The organism is Streptomyces sp. NPDC043738 (assembly GCF_056436545.1).
Map to the genome: position 1 here is coordinate 1 of NZ_JBWKCJ010000007.1, position 18,797 is coordinate 18,797.

Genomic DNA, 18,797 nt, shown 5'->3' on the forward strand with positions numbered 1-18,797 from the left:
CGACAAGATGCCCGCCGGTACCTGACCCGAGCCCCGGCACGGCTGCCACCGGACAGATCCTTGGGGTCAGGGGGTCTGTCCGCTTCCGCCCGCGCGGAACCCCAGAGCACAAGCAGCCGACCTTCCTGCAAAGAGCACCAAGATGACTACCGACGCCAGGTCCGACACCAAGCCCGAAGCGGAGGGGAATCCACCCGACGGTGCCAGCAGTCGTCCTTGGCTGGGTGCGCTGGCCATCGTCATGGTGGGAACCTTCATCACCGTCCTCGACTACTTCATCACCAACATCGCCGTGCCCACCATCGAAGCCGATCTGGGCGCCAATCCCGCCCAGACACTGCCGGATCTGAGCCCGTGGCCGTTATGCGCGATCACCGTGGTGAGCCACGGTGACATCGCCCACCGGGTCGCGTCTTCACCGCCGCCTCGTCATCGACCTCGTCCGGGTCGCGCGGCGCCCGCTTCCCGCCGGGCAGCTCCGGCAGCTGGAAGGAGTAGTGGCCAAGCATGTTCACGTGGTGGCGGACGAACGGCGAGAGCCGGGCGACGTCCTTCTCACGGACATCGAAGCCGTCCGCCTTCGGCTTCGCCACGGCGGCGTCCAGGTAGCGGGCGGTGAACAGCACCAGCGCGTTCAGCACGAGGCCGAGGGCGCCGATCTGGCCTTATCCGAACTTGGCGCGCTGACCGCCTGGGGCCGTCTCTCAGCCGACAGGTCGCTCGCTGAGAGTAGCGACCGAATTTCCTTGAGGATCGGTGGCCTCCCGGGCGTGTCGCCGAGCCGGTTCTCGCGAGGGTGCCCGACGAGGACGTCGCTGGCGCCTTGGAAAATGCTCCGCATGGACGATGCTGTCACGCTGCTTCGGCGAGCGACTGGTCTACTCCCCGAGGGCGCCCGGGCCGAAAACGGTGTGACGGGTGACGACGTGCGCGACTATCAACGGCACCAGGAGTGGGAGCTCGTCCTCGAACTCCTGATGGAGATCGCGGACGAGCAGCCGGTTTCCTTGCGATTCTGGTCGCTACTCGGGGACGCAGCCCGCCAGATGATGCTGGAGCACAGTGCCGACTGGTGCGAGTGGCGGGCCTGGGAGATGCAGCACGGCACCCTCCGGGCCAGGCTGAGCCTGCTGAGCACGAAGGAGGGCGGACGTCAGACCGCCTTCTCCGGGCAGGGGCAGCTGCGGCCGCTCTGGGACATCGGCAACCGGGCGCCCGATGGCGGACGGTCGGTGAACGTAGCGCGACTGTGGGTGGAGGGTGCGCCCGGCCTGGTACCGGGAGAGAGTGCGACGGTCCGTTTGGCGCCACTGAGCCCCGAACAATGGCGCCATGTGCGGCCGGACGATGTGATCACCATGCACGAGGGCAGGCCGGTTGTCGGCACGGCCGTGATCATCGAGGTCACACCGCCTTTCGTCGCTGGGCACGAGGGAGATCTGTAGGCGCGATCTGCAGGGTGTCCGAGCCGCGCGGAGGGTTGCGGGTCAGTCCGGGCTGGTCGCGTAGCGCCCGCAGATGGGAAGATGACCGGCATGACGATCAACAGAAAGGCCCATGCCGCGTAGTCGGCCAGGGCGCGTCCGGGCCGAGTTGCCGCGCCGGCGCCGGAAGCATGACGACAGCACGGCCATCCGTGGCCTCTCCTCGGCCGCACTCGCCGAGGTTCGACGGATCGAGCGTCAGAAGAAGTACCTGTGGCCGGGCTCGATCGGGTCGGCGATGGTGCGCTGGCAGAGCTTTGTCCACCAGCCGAATCGACGGTTGTGGGAGTACGAGAGCGATGGCTGCACGGAGTGGGCCTGTTGCGGTGATCCGTGGCGGGCCCGAGAGTTCCTCGAAGCGGTGATGCTGGCGATGTCCCGCCGCCGGTCGCGCGAACTTCGCAGCCTCGTTGAGGCTTTGGACCGACGGTACTGATGCGAGGCGGCACCGCCGTCACTGCTGGGCATCAAGACGTCCGGCACTGCTGCGGAAGTCGGGCATGCCGAGGTGGACGGTGGTGTGTCGGGCTGCGAGGTCGCGCATGGCGGGGAGTTTCCGCTCGGCGGCGAGGCTGGCCTCGATCGCGGCGACCTCGCCGAGCCAGCTTTGTTCCCTGGCCTCCTGGAGCCGGTCGAGCAGGTTCGTGTGGATTTCCTCCAGGCGGGGCATCTGTTCGGGATCGGGCCGCAGGACGGGGCAGCGGATGCAGGCGTGTTCGTGGACGCAGGGAGTACCGAAGTCGCGTGCGCAGACGCCGAGGGCGACCTTCCGCAGCTCGAAGTGGTCCAGGAAGTCCTGCCATTCCTGCGCGGTGGGTTCGCGGTACTCCTCGCCGGGTCGCAGCGACCGGCGGCGGGCGATGAAGGACCGGTGGTGGTTGATGACGTCCTCGGGAGAGATCGCGGCATAGCCGAGAGTCGTGTCGACCATCCGATGGCCACAGATGCGGGCGGCGATGTGAGGCGGCAGGCCGGAGCGGAGGGCATCGGTCACGAAGATTCTCCGGAAGTCGTGCGGTGTGTAGCGCAGCTGCTCATCGCCGGGCCCGGTCAGCCCGCTGGCGGAGAGGGCGTCGTTGAGGCAGGTGTAGATGTAGTTGCGCGGGATCGTCCGGTCTTCTGGGCCGCAGCGGCGCTGGAAGAGGAACGGCATCGGTGCACTCCAGAGTCGTTCCAGGCTGTCGTGGGCGGAGACCTGCGCGACCGCGACGCGTTCTGGGACCGTCGCGGCCGACTACTCGGCCGCGGGCCGGATCTCAGCGGCGATTCCGGCGTCGATGTCGATCGCATCACTCTGCGCATGTGTGGCCGCGTACCGCTTCAACGCCGCCTCGACCCGCGCCACCGAGCTCGCGCCATGGCCTGCGGGCCGCATCACCGCGCTTGGCGACGCCGTCCACGCGACACCACCCACCGCCGGGATGGGGGCCGGCGCGGCAATCCGCGATGCTGTCGCCCGGCTGCGTCATCGATGATCAATGTCGGCGTAAGCCGCGCGGCTCAGTCCTCGCGGCCGCCGTCATCGTCGTCCAGCTCTACCGCGTCCGGGGCGCGCAGAGGCCGCAGGCCCTCACGCGGGGACGGGAGGCGGTGAAGCTGTACCGGCCGAGCACGTTCGGGGTGCGGTGCTTGAGCGGGGACAGCGGGGGCGAATCTTTCGCGTGAAGGGTGCGGGAGGTCACCTGCCGCGTTTCAGGCGTACGACGACCGGGGCGCCGAAGGGATCGCCGGACTGGTTGACCTGGACGTGTCCGGCGCCCAGCCACTCGTCGGTGCCGGGCACCCGGTGGATCTCCTTCAGCCACAGCGACTGGTTCGACTCCTTGCGGGCACCGGTCGACACGGGCAGGCGGTGGCGCTTGATCTTCACACACCGGCCGTCGTCGGTCAGGTACCAGTTGCCGTCGAGGAACAGGCCCTCGTCGTCCTGACCCACCGGGGTACGCAGAGCGCACCCGCCGGGCACAGGATCCTGTTCGACCCACTTCGAGCCGTCCCAGCGCAGTCGGATGGACTCGTCCGCGGGTTCGTTCTCGACCTCTCCGTGGTTGAAGCCGTTGTTGCCGTATGCGCGCACCTCACCACTGTCGAGCGCGAAGACCTGGGTGAGGCCGGCGCTGGGCTCCGGCGGGATCGGCTCCTCGAAGCGGGCTTGTGGAGTCTCCACCGACTTCCAGGACGTGCCGTCCCAGTGCATCGAGGCGGGCTGGCTGTAGCGCTCGCCGTAGCTCAGTTCGGTGCCCGGCCCGGTCGAGCGGCTGCCGACTGCCCAGACGTCGTCGGGACCGACCACGGCGAGGTCGGAGGAGCCGTACGGCAGGCGGGTCGTGGTCCAGCGGGTGCCGTCCCAGTGCTGGGCGGTCTGCTCGCCGCCGAGGGCCCAGATGTCGTCCGGGCCCGAGGCCTCGAAGTTGCCGACATTGCCTGGCGGGGGGCTCGGTACCGCGGACCAGCGGGTGCCGTCCCAGCTTCTCCAGCGGTTCACGGCGGTGCCGCCTTCAGAGGTCTGCGGCCGCAGCCACAGCACTTTCTGACCGACCTCTTCGAGCAAGGGCGGGTAGACGCCGGCGTCGAGAGCTTCGGGAAGGGGTTCGCGTTTCCACTGCCTACCGTCGTAGTGCAGCAGGTGGGGGTTGGACTTGCCGTTGTTCTCGGTCCCGACCGCCCAGATGTCGTCCTCGGCCAGGGCAGCGACATCGACGAGCTCTCCACTGAAGTCCGCGATGTGCTCGAACTCCCAAGTGAGGGAGACTGCAGGGGCCTTCGGCGCGGCGTCCTTGCCGCCGGAGCCCGCCGTGTCGGCGGAGGCCGTGGTCCGGGAGCCGGTCGGATCGGAGTCCGTTCCGCACCCCGCAGCCGTGACCACAATGGCCAGCACGGCCATGGCCGCAATGCCCGTGTGCCTGATTCCCGCAGCTCTGCACATGATCGCTCCCCATTGCCGCTCCTCCTCGGAGCGGCTCTCAGCGAGCGGCAGCGTACCCCGGCCAACCGGTGCCGCATGCTGCGGCGGGGGACGGCCAGGCCGCCGACCCGCCGGATGCTTCCTGCTGACCAGCCCCCGTCCCGGGCGCGAGGACGCACAGCGCGCCTTCCACGCGGCCCTCCGCCCACGAGGGAACCCCACCCGACCAGGAGGCTTCCGGCTCGGCCATGTCGTGGCCGCCGACAGCCTCGCCAGTCAACTACGGGCTGTGAGTGTCAGGCTCGGCTACCAGTCGGTCGGTATCAGCTGCTCATGCCGCCGGCGAAGGGCGTCATCTGCCAGTGGTCGACCGCCGGCTTGAGGTACTCCATCAGTTCGGGAAGCTGCGGGACCAGGGTGAGGGTGGCGATGACCCGCAGCATGCCCAGGGCGTTGACGAAGGCGAGGACCTCCCCGTCGAGCCGCCTCGTGCCGTTGCGTCGTGCGCCGCGGTTGTAGGCGGCTTCGTGTTCGGGCCCGAGAGCGGCCAGGTCCCACTCGACGGGCCCTAGGGTGACCAGTTCGAAGTCGGCGTAGAGGTCGCCGTCCACCCCGTTGAAGATGTTCGCGGGCGGGGAGTCGCCGTGGATGGGTTGGAGGTCGACGCCGGGGAACCGAGCCTCGAAGGAGCTGCGTGAGCGTACGAGGGGTTCGAGGAACCGCCATTCGCGGCGGGCCCGGTCGAGCTCGGCCGCTCCGATCAGGTCGGGATGCTGGTCGAGCAGGGCGAGGCCATCCGCGATGAACCGCGGGTCGGCCGCGGACAGGAACTCCAGGCGGCGGCCCGGGTAGGCGCGCAGTACCGCATGCAGGTCGGCGACGCTCTCGGCGTTCGCGACGTAGTCGGGCTCCTCGTCCCGGGCCTCCTCGACGAACGACCAGAACGTCATCGAGAACCCGTCGCGCCGCACGGGTTCGCGCGGCACGAGCGGGCTGGGCGCGATGACCGGGATCTTCTGGTCGGCCAACCACCGTGTGACATCCAGCTCGTCCTGCTGGCGACGCGCGAGGGCGGCCAGGTCGTCCGGGCGGGGCAGGACGGTGGGAATCCGGGCCACGACCGGCGAGGGGGCCAGGTGGACGACGACCGAGAAGACGTCGTGGAGCACCGTGGGCTCGGTGACGGTCAGGCCAAGCTCACACCCGGCCGCGACGGCTGCCTCGACGGCGGCGGAGGTGCGGTCGGCGCGCTGTTGTGGTGTCAGGAAGGTGGTCATGGATCCCTTGTCCCAGTGGATTGATGGATGTCAGGCGATTCAGGGCGGGCCGGACCGGGTCAGCGCCTGCGGCCGGCGTGCAGTTCCAGCCGCTCGGCTTCGAAGCGCGCACGGAAGTCGCGATCGTGCGAGACCGCGACCACCGCCCCTGGGTACGCCGCGAGCGCCGCCTGAAGGTCCTCGACCAGGTCGAGTGCGAGGTGGTTGGTCGGCTCGTCGAGGACGAGGAGGTCCGCGGGCCGGGTCACCAGGGTCGCGATCTGCAGCCGTCGCTGCTGTCCCACGGACAGTGCGGCGACCGGGACGTGCAGGTCCTGTTCACGGAACAGGCCCAGGGACAGGAGCTGTTCGGCGTACTCGTCCGGCAGCCCGGGCCGCCCGGTGGCGAACGCGGCGAGCAGCGTCAGCCGCGTGGCGTGCGCGGGCAGTTCCTGAGTGAGGTAGCCGATCCGGGCGGGGCGGCGCGCCGTGCCCGCGTCCGGCAGCAGGTCGCCCGCCAGGACGCGAAGCAGCGTCGTCTTGCCCGCGCCGTTCTCGCCCGTGACAAGGAGGCGCCCTCCGGGCTTGATCGCCAGGAGCCCGTCCAGGCGCAGCCGTTCCCCGACGCGTACGTTGTCGAGCTCGGCGAGGGTGCCCTGGACCGGGCCGCCGGCTGCCGACGGCAGCGCCGTCGTGAACCTGAGCGGTACCGGCGGCTCCGCCACCGGGTTGCGCCGCAGCCGATCCAGGCGCTCCCGCACCGAGCGCACCTGCCCGCCGAGCTTCGCCTCGCTGGAGCGGCGGTGCTTGCCGAAGCCCTGCTTCGGGTCGCGGCTGGTGGTGGCCAGCCTCCTGCCTGCGGCCTCCAGCAGTTCCTGTGTGCGGGCCACCTCCTCGACCCAGTCCGCGTACCGCTGTTGCGCTCGGCGCCGGGCGGCGGCCTTCGCGGCACGGTAGCCGACCCAGCCGTCGCCGTACCTGCGCACGGTGCACTCGTCCCGGTCGACCTCCAGGATCGTGGTGGCGATGCGGTCCAGGAAGCCGCGGTCGTGGGTGACCGCGACGACGGTGCCGCGATGTGCGCGCAGGTGTTCCTGCAGCCAGCGCACGGCCGCCGCGTCGAGGTGGTTCGTCGGTTCGTCCAGGAGCAGCAGTTCGGGGCCGGCGGCCAGGACGCAGGCGAGCGCGAGGCGCGACTGCTCGCCGCCGGACAGTGAGCCGAGCAGGCGCTCCCGGGGGAACCGGGCCAGCCCGAGCCCGTGCATGGCGGCATCCACACGGGCGTCCGCCTCGTATCCGCCGCGTTCCTCGTAAGCGATCAACAGCTCGCCGTACGCGGCAAGTTCCTCGTCCGACGCGTCGGCGAGGGACTCCTCTGCGGCACGGAGCCTTCGCTCCATATCGCGCAGTTCGCTCAGCGCAAGGTCGACGGCGTCCTGCACGGTGCGGTCCACATCGAGGTCGAGGGCCTGGGCGAGGTGGCCGGTTCCGCCGGGAAAACGTACGGTGACCTCCCCGGCGTCCGGCGTCTCGGCCGTGGCGAGCAGCCGCAGCAGGGTGGACTTGCCGGAGCCGTTCTCACCAATGACGGCGGCCTTCTCGCCCGGCCGGACGGTGAAGGAGACCTGGTCGAGGATGGTCCGGGTGCCGTAGGACTTGGTGACGGACTTGACAGACAGCTGCGCCACCGCGGGGACGGTGGTGGGCAGGGCGGTATGAGCGCGGTCGCGCATAGGACTTTCCCTGGGCATACGAAGGGTCTACGGGCAGCAGAAACGGCGGCAGGGGCCGTGCCCGGACTCAGACGAAGAAGAGGAATGCCATGCCCTCACCATAACAAGACGAACCGTCTCGCTTCAATTCGCGCGGGCGCGAAGTCCGTGAGCCGCAGCACCCCGCCCGTCCGGGGACGGTGCGACGTGGGCAGCCCAACGCAGCGGGTACGAGGTGTGACGACGGCCGCCGAACGCCCGGCCCGGTGGCCGTCGGTCGTGCGTACGGTGCCCTACGCGTTGCCCCTGTAGGCATCACATCCAGCAGACGTGACGCCACGGGTCCGTTTCAGCGCCTTCCCGGGAACAGTCCGTGAAGGCGCTCATGACCGGCGTGGAGACGTGCCACGTCAGCTGCCCGGACACCGAACCCAGCCTCTGGCGTTGTACCGACCTCGGCGGTGTAACCAAGGCCGGCCGGGCCAGGCAGCGTCGCGTACACGCGCGCCCGGACGCCCGGCTCTCCAGGCACGCACCGCACGCGGGCGACACCGGAAGTCATCCACAGCGCATCCAGGTCCGCCAGCGCCGCCTGGGCGGTCACCTCATCAGCGGCGGTGATGTCGAGCACCAACAGGCCGGGCTCACCAAGGTGCTGCTCGTCGATTCGATCGTCCATGCGAGCGCGGACGTCGCCAGAGACCGGGCCTGGCTCGATCAGGACGGCCGGCGTGGTGCGACGTGACCGTTATCGCCTGGCGGGTCGGCGTCTGGTCCGGCAGGGTGCCGGGGTGATGAGCGATGAGTACGAGATGTCATACGCCCACCCCGACTCTGTCGAGGGCCTGCTGCAACGGGGGCGTGGGCTGGGCGCGGTCCGAGCGCTCCGGGACCCGCAGGGGTCCGCCGTGCTCGTCCTGGATGGGGTCCGCCGTGACTGGCGATGGGAGGGGACCGACGATCGGTCTGTGTACCTGGCGCGTCTGGTCCAGGACCTGGGGCTGTCCCCAAAACCAGTCTTGGACCAGCTCGCGGGGGACCAGGAGGCTTGCTTGCGGGCCTGCGAGGTACTGGAGCTGCTGGCTCTCGCCGGATCGGATCAGGCCCGGGAGGGGCTTCGGGCGTATATCCGGGAAGGTGAGCACTGGGCCCGTGTACTGGAGTCGGTATCAGCCGGCTGGCCGCCAGAGTGGTGGGAAGACCTCGGCGACATCGCCCGCGCTCGGATCAGCAAAGAAGCAGAGCTTCCGTGGTACTTCGAGCCGTGGGGGCGGTTCGGGATCGAGGTGCACAGTCGCCCGTCCGTTCCGCGGCCATCACTGGCAGGACTCAGCGCCGAAGAGCTCTTCTCCCTGCTCGTCGACAACCGCACTGACGACAACACGAAGGTCGACGCACTGCGTGCACTGAACCAAGAGCCCACTGAGGAACTGATCCCTCTGGTTCCCTCATTGGGCACCCTGGACGGGCGCCGGCCCTTGCCCCTGCTCAGGCGGGCCGTCGAACGCCTCGGCGCCGCCGCGGTACCGGCTGCGCACGGCTGGGCGCAGGACGGACGCCCCTGGCTGGCCCAACTGGGGGCGGACGTCCTGGCCGACCATCCCGGCCCCGAGGCATTGCCCGGACTCGTGAAGGAGCTCGCCGAGCAATGGGCGGCGCGGGCCTGGTGCGGTCCCGACCGGACGGCCCGCCGCCTGGCTCGGTTCGGGCCCGACGCTGCCGGAGCGGTGCCCCACTTGCGGCGCTTCTGGCTGCGCACCCCGCACTCAATCGAGCGGGCCGCGTACCTGGAGGCACTCGCAGCCATCGACCGGAACGGTCTGGACTTCGCGTACACCGAGTCCCTCTGGGACTGTGAGGAGAGCGCACGGCTACTGGGCATCGCCTCGGCACCCGCAAGCGCGGAGGCCATGGAACGGATCGCGGCACTGCGCGATGACCCGATGGAGACGCCCGAAGTGCGAACCGCGGCTCTAGCACGACTGGTGGCCCTTACGAGCCCACATCTGTCCTGACGTGTCCCCTACGAGCCCGCATCTGTCCTGACCCAGCAGGCATGGAAGAGAACAGCTGCCTCGGGAAGCTGACCCAGTGCATCGACCGCCACAACGAGGATCCCGGCCTCGTCCAGGACGAGGTCCTGACGGTCGGTCGACTGCTGGTCGGCCGACACCCGCTTGTAGACCAGGTTGGCCATGCCGCTCCTCGTTCTGGTGGTCGCATTCGACTCTGGCTGTCAGCAAACCCTGTCATCAGCCACCATCGGATGTGATTGGATCCGCGCCGCCGACGGGCCCCGAAGAGTCCGGGTCCATTGGACGTGTACGGCGCCTGTCGTCATTCGTTCGTTTGCCGGCACCACACCAACATCTGTCCGGCAAGGCCCCTGGAAGCGCGGCCATTTCGGTGGATCACACCTGCCAGCACGGACCGGGCGCCGTCGGAACGCCGACGAGCGACGCCTGGCTCACGCTGCGGCGTAGTCGGCGAGTGAAGGCTCCAACAGGCCGAAGGCGCTGTCCGCCTCCGCGATGACAGTGGCGGAGATTCGGGCGTTGTCCTGGCCGGTGAGGGTGAGTTCCTGGATGCGCTGGAACAGGGTGCGGTGCACGGCGGCGAGCAGGGCGGCGGCGGTGCGGGGGGTGATGTCGCCGCGGGGTGCGCCGGTGGCGTCGGCCAAGGCGTCGGCCAAGGCGGCCTCTCGCAGGTCGTGCAGGTCGCGCAGTCGGGCGGAGAGGGTAGGGCTGTCGGCGATCATGCGGGCGAAGTCGGGGCCGGAGAACCCGGCGACCGGGTCGGCAGCAGCGGCCGCGTCGGCGAAGGCGCGGCGCAGGGCCGACAGGGCCGACTCGCCGGCCTGACGGCCGGTCACCGTACCGGCCAGGGAGGCGGTGAAGGCGTCCTGGTGGTCCAGGGCCAGGTCCTCCTTGCGCGGGAAGTAGTTCGTCACCGTCTTCTTCGCCACCCGTGCGGCGGCGGCGATCTCGGCGATGGTGGTCCGCTCGAAACCCTGGGCGAGGAACAAGCCGGTGGCGACGTCCGAGATGAGCTGCCGGGTCTCCTGCTTCTTGGATTCCCGCAGGCCGGTAGGGGGTGTGGACGAGATGGCATCAGTAGTCATGGAGCAATCTTACCCTCGTGGCATTTTTATGTTGACACCCTCAAGGGGGTCAGGTTAAGTTTACGTCCGTCGTAAATTTTCTACGGAGCGAAGAACGGATGTGTCCATGCTCGAACCCCGCCCTGTCGCCCTTCGGATCGCGCCCATCGATATCGGCCCGGTCCTGGCCGGGCGCGGCAACCGCGCCCCGGCTCTGCCCCGTGGCAATCAGCGTCCCGCCCACGCTCTTGCCGCACCTGGTCGGTGGGTCCCCCCGAAGGCCCGCAATCTGCCGCGCCGCTCCGGCTACTGACCTGCACTCACCCCACACCCGCACCCCCACCCGGAATCCAATGAGGAGAAGCGCCTTGCAGATCACCGCGTCCACCGTCTCGCTCACCGTCGACGATGTCGCCGCGTCCCAGCGGTTCTTCACCACCCACCTCGGCTACGCCGAGCAGGCCGCCGCCGACGGATTCGCCTCCCTGTCGCGCGGCGACGCCGCGATGGACATCGTCCTGCTCGCACGCGGCACCGAAGTGCTGCCGGCCGACCAGCGTGACCAGCACGCCTCCGGCCTGATCCTCGCCTTCACCGCCACCGGCATCGAGATCGAGGAGAAGCGGCTGCGCGCCGAGGGCGTTGAGATCACCATGCCGCTGCGCGAGGAGCCCTGGGGCGAGCGCCTTTTCCAGGTCACCGACCCCAACGGCGTGATCGTCCAGTTCGTCGAGTGGGTCACCCCGTCCGCACCCGAGAACGCCTGAGGTCCCACCGCACCGGGCCAAGTCGGTCCGAGCCACGCCCCGGCAACGCCCAACCCGGACCGTGTGCGACGTCGACATCCCGCAGCCCCGCAAAGGACCCCGGCCTTGTCACCTGATCCGACCACCGTTCACCCGCTGCCCGCACACGAGCGCGTGGTGTTCCTCAAGCCACTGGTCACCTCGCCGAACATCGCCGTGGGCGAGGTACACGTACTACGACGATCCGGACGGTGCCACGGACTTCGAGCAACGCAACGTCCTCTACGCCTACGGGCCGGAGCGCCTCACCATCGGCAACTACTGCGCGATCGCCACCGGAACCACATTCCTGATGGCCGGCGCCGAGCATCCGGCGATGGGGGTGTCCACGTACCCGTTCACCATGTTCGGTGGCCGGTGGGCCGAGCAGACCCTGGACATCGTCACCGCCATGCCCAGCCGCGGCGACACGGTCGTCGGCAACGACGTCTGGTTCGGGTGCCGGGCGACTGTGATGCCCGGCGTACGGATCGGCGACGGCGCCATCATCGGGGCCGGCGCCATGGTCACCGCCGACGTTCCGCCCTACACGATCGTCGGTGGCAACCCGGCAAGACCGATCCGACAGCGCTTCACCGACGCCGACATCGAGCGGCTGCTGCGCGCCGCGTGGTGGGACTGGCCCGCCGACCTGGTCACCGAGCACGCCCGCACCATCATGGCCGGAACCCCGGCCGACATCGAACGCATCGCCACCGAGCACGGATTGGGGAAGCCCCTTTGAGTCATGTGACCCAGGTGTCCATCGAAGAGCACACGGTGGCCGCCAGCGAGGCCGGACCCTACGCCCTCACCACGGGACCAGACGGCGCACTGTGGTTCACCCTCGTCCACAGCGGCCAGATCGGCCGGCTCGTCCCCGGCGAGGAGCCGACGAGCCACCGGCTCGACCCCACCTGCGGGCCCACCGTCATCACACCCGGCCCCGACGGCGCGCTGTGGTTCACCGAGTACCGGGCGGACCGGATCGGGCGGATCACCACCGACGGCGTCATCGACACATTCGGCGTGCCCACGCCCGGCTGCGGACCGTTCGGCATCGCGGCGGGACCCGACGGCGCGCTGTGGTTCACCGAGACCGCCGCCGACCGCATCGGCCGCATCACCGTCGACGGCAGCGTCACCGAGTTTCCCCTCCCCGTCACCGGCGCGTTCCCGTCCGCGATCACCGCCGGCGGAGACGGCGGGATGTGGTTCACCCTCAACCAGGCCAACGCCATCGGCCGGATCGACATGAACGGCGCGGTCACCCTCCACTCCCTGCCGACGCAGGAGGCGGCGCCGGTGGGCATCGCCGCGGGCCGCGACGGAACACTGTGGTTCGTCGAGATCGCCGCCGGTCAGATCGGCCGGATCACTCCCGACGGGCAGATCACCGAGTTCCCGCTGCCCAACCGCGCCGCCCGACCGCACGCCGTCACCGTCGACGGACAGGGCGCAGCATGGTTCACCGAATGGGGCGGCAACCGCGTCGGCACGATCACCCCAGACGGCTCCGTCACCGTCCACGACCTGCCCACCCCCCACTCCGAACCACACGGCATCACCGTCGGCCCCGACGGCGCCCTGTGGACCGCGCTGGAGATCGGCGTACTCGCCCGCATCGCTCCGGCGGACGGCACCGCCTGAACGGGCTGCCCCCTTTACACACCATCAGCAGCGACCGCCCGTACGGCGGTCGGAGAGGAACCTCCATGAAATACGCGCTCGTGATCTTCGAAACCGACGAGTCACGCCGCCGGATCCAGGCCGACCGGGCCGCATACCGCAAGGAATACGAAGGCTGGATCGGCAGCCTCGCCGCGGCCGGGAAACTGGTCGGCGGTGAAGCCCTGGAGACGGAGCACACCGCTCCCGCGACCGTGCGCACCACCGCCGACGGGACAACGACGGTGACCGACGGACCCGCGACCGGCGAGGAGACTCTCGGAGGCTGGTTCATCGTCGAGGTGGCCAACCGCGCGGAAGCCGTCGAACTGGCCAGGAGCCTCCCCACCCCGGAGACCGTCGAGGTCCGCCCGATCCTCGAATCCGCCTGAACAACACGGAGGACCGGACCGGCCCGACGGCACAGCGCCCGCCCGCGGGTACGCCGCTGTCGTGCCGCCCGGCTCCGCCCTATCACGCAGCCTGGCCGTAGCCGTGTGAACGGCCTCGCAGCACGCGCACCCCATGGTGCTGGAGCCTGCTACCCGTGCGGTGGCCACAGCCGCGGCCTGTCCATGCCGGCGGCAGCCGGAAGTCAGCGCGATGGGAACGGGGCCAGACAACGATCCCACTCGTCCGCCGCCTGGCGCAGGCCAACGGCGGTGGCCTTGATCTCGATGACGTACTCGTCCGAGCACTCATCACCATCCCGCCATGGGGGCGCCGCCTCCTGAGAGAGATGGACTCGAACGAAGCCAGAGCCAGTGTGGCTGAAGGACAGCACGGGCTCCAGGAAGTAGAGGTCCGACTGTGGGTCCGCCAGCGTTGCTCCACCGACTGCGCGCAGCCACGGCGAGATCTGGCGGGCCTCATCGGTCAGGAGGCAGGGGTCAGTGAAGGACCAACTGCCCTCGGGCGTGGACACCTCACCATCGATGACCAGCCAGTTGTCGTCATACTGGTCGCCGCTGACCACCGGGAACTGATAGCGCAGCGGACGCAGCTTGATGCGATGTTCGTGATCAGCCAGTAGCACCGCTCAAGGATGCCAGGCAGTATCCCGCACCACTAAAGGAATTAGACGGCAGGCCAAGCGCGCGACGTCACAGCCGCCCTTGCCCTCGCCGTATCCGGTAGGGACGGCTTGGGGCACCAGAGCTTGGTGGTGCACACGAAGCCCAGGGTGCGGAGCCCCTCCGCCTGGCAGAGGCGATCGGAGGCGTCACCTACCGGGAAGGCCGAGCTCGGCTACCTGTCAGTGACGCGGCTGGAGACGTTGGGGCGGGTGGCTTCCTGGGGTGGCAAGAAGGGCAACGATCGTGACCACAGCCGGCAGTCCCGGCAACCGTCGCCCCCTGGCCCCGACGGCCCTCGGAACTCTCCCCACTGCAACCAGTCCCACCACTCCCATCAGCTGGCCCGTGAGTGGGCGCGGCCAGCTGCTCGCACCGGTGTCGGACACAGACACAGCGAGTGCACTGTGTGACGACGGCCGCCGAACGCCCAGCCCGGTGGCCGTCAGGCATGCGGACGCGTGCACTACCCGCCGCCCCGGTAAGCGTCACATCCAGCAAGCGTGACGCCACGGGTCCGTTTCAGCGCTTTCCCGGGAACAGGCCGCGAAGACTCTCATGACCGGCGTGGAGACGTGCCACGTCAGCTGCCCGGACACCGAACCCAGCCTCTGGCGTTGTACCGGCCTCGGCGGCGTAGCCAAGGCCGGCCGGGTGACGCAGGGCCGCGTACACGCGCGCCCGGACGCCCGGCTCTCCAGGCACGCACCGCACGCGGGCGACACCGGAAGTCATCCACAGCGCATCCAGATCCGCCAGCGCCGCCCGGGCGGTCGCCTCATCAGCGGCGGTGATGTCGAGCACCAACAGGCCGGGCTCACCAAGGTGCTGCTCGTCGATTCGATCGTCCATGCCTCCCCCCACGACGCCGCAGCGATCCGCGGTTCGCCGTCTCCTGCAGCACCACCCCTGCGGGTGACTGAGGCACCAGGTCCTGGACGAGTTCTGGGCCCGGCCGCGGAGTGGCCAACCGGTCCCCACGTCCGGATCCTCGTCACGCCGGGCAGCGGCGACGGCTGCGGTGACGCTCAAGCTCGCGGGCGAGACCCGGGGCCGGTGGCGGTGAACGGCCGCATCAGGCCGCCAGCCTCTGTGACACGTTCCTGCGCCTGTGGACCACGCCAGGGCGAGCCCCCACGAAACTCGCCTACTCCCCCACCCCGACCGGATGCCCCACCAGATGACGCATCCTCACCAGAGGGTCAGCCATACGTTGAAGAGAACATAGAGCGCTCCGAGGGAGAGCGGTGCCAGAGCCGCAGCGGCCAAACGCAACGTGTTGTGGCGTCGCCGCCACGGCAGAACCCAGCTGACCAGTAGTAGTCCTGCGGGGACCACAAGCCCGTACTCGCAGCACACCTTGAAGATGAGCGAGAAGGTCGGCTCGTTGTGTTTGCTGTGGCACTCGTTGCCGCACAGGGTGGAAGTGATGATGACGAGCCAGCCGAGCACAAATGCCCCAGCCAGAGTCACGCCGGTCGAGATCGCCGGAAGGATGATCGCCCGAGGATCACGGTCGTCCTCCGCTGGACGTCCCGGCTCGGCTCGGCTCCGTACGGAACGGCATCTTCTCCATGACGGCAGCCAACCTTCCCCCGCGCCCGTGCGCATGAGTCCGGGTACTCAACCTCGCACACCACCGGCACCCTGACCTCGGTCCTAACAGCCCACGTACGGGCGACGTGCCCTTGCCGGCGGGTGTTCGTGCCCGCTGAGCTGCAGTTCTGCGGGCGTGTGGATGTGGAACGAGTAGACGGGCGCAGGTAGTGTCCCGCGTGCGACCCGGCCGCGACGGAAGATCGTTGCCATGCGCGTCAGTGAGCGGACATCAAGCAGAACATGCATGTCATGGTCAGGTCATGAAGAAGATCACGGCACTCCTGTCGCCAGTCGCAGCAGCAACGATCCTCATCGCCGGAGCCGCCGCGCCCGCGAACGCGGCACCGTGGTGGAACAAGAAGGAAAGGTGCGGCGCCGTCGACCCCGACGGTCGCCAGATACCGACCCGCATAGGCAACGCCGAACTGGGCTGGAACCACTTCACCGGCCGGCACAACATCCGCAAGTGCGACCTGCTCAACATCCCCCTCGGAGGTCCAGTCGACAAGAAGAACGGGGCCAACCTGGAGTACTGGGGCGTCGCCACCAACCGCCAATACGGAACCGTGAAGATCGTGGTCGTCGTCCGGCACGCACGCAAGACGGACGACGGGCGATATGACGCCGGGAAGGGCAATACGATCGGCGTGATCACCGCATACTGCAAGGGCATGCAGAAGTGCCCGAACTGGGTGAATCAGTGACCTACGAGCACGAAGAAATCGTGGAGCAACAGGCCGACACCACGAGCCTGCTGCTCCACCACGTCTACGCACCCCTCGTCGAGGACCAGCACGTACGGGGCGTCCTGCCCGCGCCTGACGCGACCGACGCCGTGCGCGTCGTCCTCGGCGACAAGGACGAGTACGCCCCCGACCAGCTCACCGCCTACGAGATCCCCCTCCGCACAGGCGACGAACTGCGCACACCCCACGACGTCGCCGCCCTCCTGCGCACCGTCCACACAGGAACCCGCATCTACCCCCGCGACAGAGTCAGCACCGTCATGGGAATGACCCTGTTCACCGTGGACCCAGCGACCGTGGACCCAGCCGCCTTCACCAACGACGACTGGACCCACACGCTCCTGCGCAGCCTGGCTCAACCTTCCACCGAGGAACGCCCACAGACCCAACTGTGCGGCTTCCTGTTCCTGGCCCCAGACCGGCTCCGTCTCTACCTCGACACCGAGGAGACCCCGCCAGGGATCACAGCCGCCGACGTACGCCCCGGCAGCGCCCTCACCGCACTGCTGGCCGCCCTGCCGTCACTGCTCGACGAACAGCGGCTCACCACGACCGGCACCGACGACCCGCACTGCTCACGCATCGTCGACCTCACCAACTGGTGACCACGAGCCACAAAGGGGCCTCGTCGCCGGTGATGACGGCCGCCGCCGAGGCCCCGCGCTGGGGGCCCGACAGCAAGTGACGACACTTCCACCACCCGGTCGTCGGCCCGCTCACCCTCAATTACGAGTCCCTCACCCTGCCCGCCGACCCGGACCAGCGGCTGAGTGTCTACACCGCCGAAGCAGGCTCCAGCTCCGAAGAGGCGCTTCGGCTACTGGCCGCGTGGATACGGCAGCCCGAGACCTCGCACGGGCAGCACGCAGATCTTGAGAAGTCATCTCGTTCGGCGGAGTCAGTAGGCTCTGGCCGGGGTGGGGATCGCTGAGCGGCTGGTCCTGCTTGCAACACGTCTCGAGATGTGGCGCTCAACCACCATACGGGGATGACTCGTGCGCGAGGTGGAGCGGCAGAGGTGGAGGACCGGCCGGCCTTTCCGGCTCGTGTGACGCGGCGGCGCGGCTTTACGAGACGGTTTCGGGCGCACGGAGACACGCCCGCCTGGTCGCGGTACTCGTGGCGCTTGCGCGGGCCGTCACGTGGGGAACCGCTCCGGGCGGAAGTCCGCGAGCAGTTCATTTCGCTTGCCGCTGAGGATCTCCGAAGCAAGCAGCCGGCCGATCACCGGCCCGAGGGTGATGCCGCTGTGGGATACGGCCTCGTAGTAGCCCGGAACGGACGGCACCGCTCCCACCGAGGGGAATCCGTCGCCTGGGATGGCCCGGTGGGCTACCCGTGTCTGTGCGATGCGGGCGTTGCCGAGTTCGCGGACGACCTGCCGCGCCGATTCGTGGAGCAGCCGTGCGAGTTGCGCCGGGTCTTCGCCCGTGTCGATGAGTGCGTCGATCTCGCGGCTGTGGAGGACTACCGAAGCGTCTCCGTCAGGACGGATCTCGATGTGCGGCGCGTGCATGGCCCGGTGAACCGGGACCTGAGCGCAGTCGATCCGGGTGACGGCTCCGGGTTCCCGGCGCATCGGCAAGTGCCGTGCGATGAGCTCGGCGACGTGGGAGGCGCTGGGGCCTGCTGCGTTCACGACGATGTTGACGTCGAGACGGCTCCCATCCGACAGAGCCACCTTCTGGATGCTCCCGTCGGTGCCTGTGCCGATGTCACAGACCGCGGTGCCGGACCGGAGCTCGGCGCCGGATGCAACGGCCTGGCCGACCAGGCGGCTGACGAGATGATGTCCGTGCACCCAGGCTTCGTCGGGGTGGAACACGACTGGAACCTCACGGGGCATCGTGAGAGCAGGTTCGAGGCGGCGGCATACCTCGGCCCCCGTGTACACCTCAGTCCGGTAGTCCCAGTTGGCCAGCTGTTCGGCCGTCTTCAGGAGCTTCGTCTCTGCTGCGGGATCGTCCGCCCAGCGCAGGTGGCCGCTTGGATACCACCATGAGTCTGGCCCGATGGTCCTGGCAAGCTCACGGTGCGCTGCCATGCCCGCGACGTTCAGGTCGAAGTAGGACTTGCGCGTGGTCTTGTTGCTGGCGTTGACCCAGGAGAAAGACCAGTTGGTGACGCCTTCGCCCGGCTGGCCCGCGTCGATGAAGACCACCTTGGCGCCGTGCCGGGACAGGTGCCAGCCCACGCTGGCTCCGAGGATCCCCACTCCGATGACAGCGACACGTTCCGGCCGCTTCACGGACCCGGTCCTCACGAACGACCCCTTCCCAGATCACGGGCGAACTCAACTCCCGTTTCTAGCATGCGGGCATGTGGAACGGTGAGCACTATGAGGTCAGCTCATTTGGTGAGCCTGCCGCACCAGCTGGCCGGACCCGCTCGAGCCGGGGAATCCGCCGCGAACAGCCCATCCCGCCCAGGACCGGCCGGACGCCCCTGGACCGTCGCCATGGCCTGGGC

At 69.1% G+C, this 18,797-nt stretch carries 19 protein-coding genes and 3 pseudogenes; 10 read left to right on the plus strand and 12 right to left on the minus strand.

What is annotated here, in order from left to right:
* Nucleotides 1-371: 371 nt before the first annotated feature.
* A pseudogene (locus tag AC0680_RS11765) lies at nt 372-662 on the minus strand (Tn3 family transposase); the annotation flags it as partial.
* A 177-nt stretch (nt 663-839) separates the two neighbouring features.
* Between AC0680_RS11765 and AC0680_RS11770 the strand changes: the two are divergent.
* Nucleotides 840-1,445, plus strand: a complete 606-nt coding sequence (locus AC0680_RS11770; protein ID WP_478627132.1) for a hypothetical protein — start codon at nt 840-842, stop codon at nt 1,443-1,445.
* Between the two features lie 493 nt (nt 1,446-1,938).
* On the opposite strand, the gene AC0680_RS11775 is transcribed toward AC0680_RS11770, so the two are convergent.
* Nucleotides 1,939-2,637, minus strand: coding sequence for a tyrosine-type recombinase/integrase (locus AC0680_RS11775; protein ID WP_478627134.1), 699 nt, complete (start codon nt 2,635-2,637; stop codon nt 1,939-1,941).
* A gap of 151 nt (nt 2,638-2,788) precedes the next feature.
* Here AC0680_RS11775 and AC0680_RS11780 point away from each other — a divergent pair, with 151 nt between their 5' ends.
* Nucleotides 2,789-2,959 carry an FAD-dependent monooxygenase gene (locus tag AC0680_RS11780; protein WP_478627136.1) on the plus strand — a complete coding sequence of 57 codons (171 nt, stop codon included), beginning with the start codon at nt 2,789-2,791 and terminating at the stop codon, nt 2,957-2,959.
* A 203-nt stretch (nt 2,960-3,162) separates the two neighbouring features.
* Here the strand turns inward: AC0680_RS11780 and AC0680_RS11785 are convergent, their stop codons facing one another.
* The 4 genes from AC0680_RS11785 to AC0680_RS11800 form a co-directional block, all read right to left on the minus strand.
* Nucleotides 3,163-4,410 (minus strand): hypothetical protein, encoded by a 1,248-nt coding sequence (locus AC0680_RS11785; RefSeq protein WP_478627137.1) that lies wholly within the window; start codon nt 4,408-4,410, stop codon nt 3,163-3,165.
* Nucleotides 4,411-4,712: 302 nt separating this feature from the next.
* Entirely contained in the window at nt 4,713-5,666 is a 954-nt protein-coding gene (locus AC0680_RS11790; RefSeq protein WP_478627139.1) for an aminoglycoside phosphotransferase family protein, read from the minus strand.
* Nucleotides 5,667-5,725: 59 nt separating this feature from the next.
* On the minus strand, nt 5,726-7,378 hold the full coding sequence (gene abc-f / locus AC0680_RS11795; protein WP_478627141.1) for a ribosomal protection-like ABC-F family protein: 1,653 nt from the start codon (nt 7,376-7,378) through the stop codon (nt 5,726-5,728).
* A 328-nt stretch (nt 7,379-7,706) separates the two neighbouring features.
* On the minus strand, nt 7,707-8,036 hold the full coding sequence (locus AC0680_RS11800; protein WP_478627142.1) for a DUF6207 family protein: 330 nt from the start codon (nt 8,034-8,036) through the stop codon (nt 7,707-7,709).
* A 373-nt stretch (nt 8,037-8,409) separates the two neighbouring features.
* Between AC0680_RS11800 and AC0680_RS11805 the strand changes: the two genes are divergently transcribed.
* A complete protein-coding gene (locus AC0680_RS11805; protein ID WP_478627144.1) occupies nt 8,410-9,372 on the plus strand; it encodes a hypothetical protein in 963 nt (320 codons plus the stop codon).
* Nucleotides 9,373-9,380: 8 nt separating this feature from the next.
* Here the strand turns inward: AC0680_RS11805 and AC0680_RS11810 are convergent, their stop codons facing one another.
* Together AC0680_RS11810 and AC0680_RS11815 are read right to left on the minus strand one after the other, a co-directional pair.
* Nucleotides 9,381-9,554: a hypothetical protein gene (locus AC0680_RS11810; protein WP_478627146.1), complete on the minus strand. Its 174-nt coding sequence runs from the start codon at nt 9,552-9,554 to the stop codon at nt 9,381-9,383.
* A 270-nt stretch (nt 9,555-9,824) separates the two neighbouring features.
* Nucleotides 9,825-10,478, minus strand: coding sequence for a TetR/AcrR family transcriptional regulator (locus tag AC0680_RS11815; protein ID WP_478627148.1), 654 nt, complete (start codon nt 10,476-10,478; stop codon nt 9,825-9,827).
* 347 nt (nt 10,479-10,825) lie between these two features.
* On the opposite strand from AC0680_RS11815, the gene AC0680_RS11820 reads away from it, so the two are divergent.
* The 4 genes and pseudogenes from AC0680_RS11820 to AC0680_RS11835 all read left to right on the plus strand — a co-directional run bounded on the left by AC0680_RS11820 (nt 10,826) and on the right by AC0680_RS11835 (nt 13,302).
* Entirely contained in the window at nt 10,826-11,224 is a 399-nt protein-coding gene (locus AC0680_RS11820) for a VOC family protein (protein WP_478627150.1), read from the plus strand.
* A 105-nt stretch (nt 11,225-11,329) separates the two neighbouring features.
* Nucleotides 11,330-11,987 (plus strand): annotated as a pseudogene (locus AC0680_RS11825) (CatB-related O-acetyltransferase).
* Nucleotides 11,988-11,992: 5 nt separating this feature from the next.
* Nucleotides 11,993-12,892, plus strand: a complete 900-nt coding sequence (locus AC0680_RS11830) for a Vgb family protein (protein WP_478627653.1) — start codon at nt 11,993-11,995, stop codon at nt 12,890-12,892.
* Between the two features lie 65 nt (nt 12,893-12,957).
* On the plus strand, nt 12,958-13,302 hold the full coding sequence (locus tag AC0680_RS11835) for a YciI family protein (RefSeq protein WP_478627152.1): 345 nt from the start codon (nt 12,958-12,960) through the stop codon (nt 13,300-13,302).
* 203 nt (nt 13,303-13,505) lie between these two features.
* On the opposite strand, the gene AC0680_RS11840 is transcribed toward AC0680_RS11835, so the two are convergent.
* The 3 genes from AC0680_RS11840 to AC0680_RS11850 form a co-directional block, all read right to left on the minus strand.
* Nucleotides 13,506-13,946 (minus strand): WapI family immunity protein, encoded by a 441-nt coding sequence (locus AC0680_RS11840; RefSeq protein ID WP_478627154.1) that lies wholly within the window; start codon nt 13,944-13,946, stop codon nt 13,506-13,508.
* Between the two features lie 559 nt (nt 13,947-14,505).
* Nucleotides 14,506-14,835, minus strand: a complete 330-nt coding sequence (locus AC0680_RS11845) for a DUF6207 family protein (RefSeq protein WP_478627155.1) — start codon at nt 14,833-14,835, stop codon at nt 14,506-14,508.
* A 339-nt stretch (nt 14,836-15,174) separates the two neighbouring features.
* On the minus strand, nt 15,175-15,456 hold the full coding sequence (locus AC0680_RS11850) for a hypothetical protein (RefSeq protein ID WP_478627157.1): 282 nt from the start codon (nt 15,454-15,456) through the stop codon (nt 15,175-15,177).
* A gap of 386 nt (nt 15,457-15,842) precedes the next feature.
* Here AC0680_RS11850 and AC0680_RS11855 point away from each other — a divergent pair, with 386 nt between their 5' ends.
* The 3 genes and pseudogenes from AC0680_RS11855 to AC0680_RS11865 all read left to right on the plus strand — a co-directional run.
* Nucleotides 15,843-16,286 carry a hypothetical protein gene (locus AC0680_RS11855; protein WP_478627159.1) on the plus strand — a complete coding sequence of 148 codons (444 nt, stop codon included), beginning with the start codon at nt 15,843-15,845 and terminating at the stop codon, nt 16,284-16,286.
* Nucleotides 16,283-16,933: a hypothetical protein gene (locus AC0680_RS11860; protein ID WP_478627160.1), complete on the plus strand. Its 651-nt coding sequence runs from the start codon at nt 16,283-16,285 to the stop codon at nt 16,931-16,933. Before AC0680_RS11855 ends, AC0680_RS11860 begins: the two co-directional genes overlap by 4 nt.
* A 95-nt stretch (nt 16,934-17,028) precedes the next feature.
* Nucleotides 17,029-17,259 (plus strand): annotated as a pseudogene (locus AC0680_RS11865) (MmyB family transcriptional regulator); the annotation flags it as partial.
* Nucleotides 17,260-17,466: 207 nt separating this feature from the next.
* Here AC0680_RS11865 and AC0680_RS11870 read toward each other — a convergent pair.
* Entirely contained in the window at nt 17,467-18,576 is a 1,110-nt protein-coding gene (locus tag AC0680_RS11870) for an NAD(P)/FAD-dependent oxidoreductase (RefSeq protein ID WP_478627163.1), read from the minus strand.
* Between the last annotated feature and the right edge of the window lie 221 nt (nt 18,577-18,797).

Excerpts from the sequence above, each read along its gene's own strand:
- AC0680_RS11770 (WP_478627132.1), top strand. The coding sequence starts at position 840 with ATGGACGATGCTGTCACGCTGCTTCGGCGAGCGACTGGTCTACTCCCC.
- AC0680_RS11775 (WP_478627134.1), bottom strand. The coding sequence starts at position 2,637 with ATGCCGTTCCTCTTCCAGCGCCGCTGCGGCCCAGAAGACCGGACGATC.
- AC0680_RS11785 (WP_478627137.1), bottom strand. The coding sequence starts at position 4,410 with ATGTGCAGAGCTGCGGGAATCAGGCACACGGGCATTGCGGCCATGGCC.
- AC0680_RS11790 (WP_478627139.1), bottom strand. The coding sequence starts at position 5,666 with ATGACCACCTTCCTGACACCACAACAGCGCGCCGACCGCACCTCCGCC.
- abc-f (WP_478627141.1), bottom strand. The coding sequence starts at position 7,378 with ATGCGCGACCGCGCTCATACCGCCCTGCCCACCACCGTCCCCGCGGTG.
- AC0680_RS11800 (WP_478627142.1), bottom strand. The coding sequence starts at position 8,036 with ATGGACGATCGAATCGACGAGCAGCACCTTGGTGAGCCCGGCCTGTTG.
- AC0680_RS11810 (WP_478627146.1), bottom strand. The coding sequence starts at position 9,554 with ATGGCCAACCTGGTCTACAAGCGGGTGTCGGCCGACCAGCAGTCGACC.
- AC0680_RS11815 (WP_478627148.1), bottom strand. The coding sequence starts at position 10,478 with ATGACTACTGATGCCATCTCGTCCACACCCCCTACCGGCCTGCGGGAA.
- AC0680_RS11835 (WP_478627152.1), top strand. The coding sequence starts at position 12,958 with ATGAAATACGCGCTCGTGATCTTCGAAACCGACGAGTCACGCCGCCGG.
- AC0680_RS11845 (WP_478627155.1), bottom strand. The coding sequence starts at position 14,835 with ATGGACGATCGAATCGACGAGCAGCACCTTGGTGAGCCCGGCCTGTTG.
- AC0680_RS11855 (WP_478627159.1), top strand. The coding sequence starts at position 15,843 with ATGAAGAAGATCACGGCACTCCTGTCGCCAGTCGCAGCAGCAACGATC.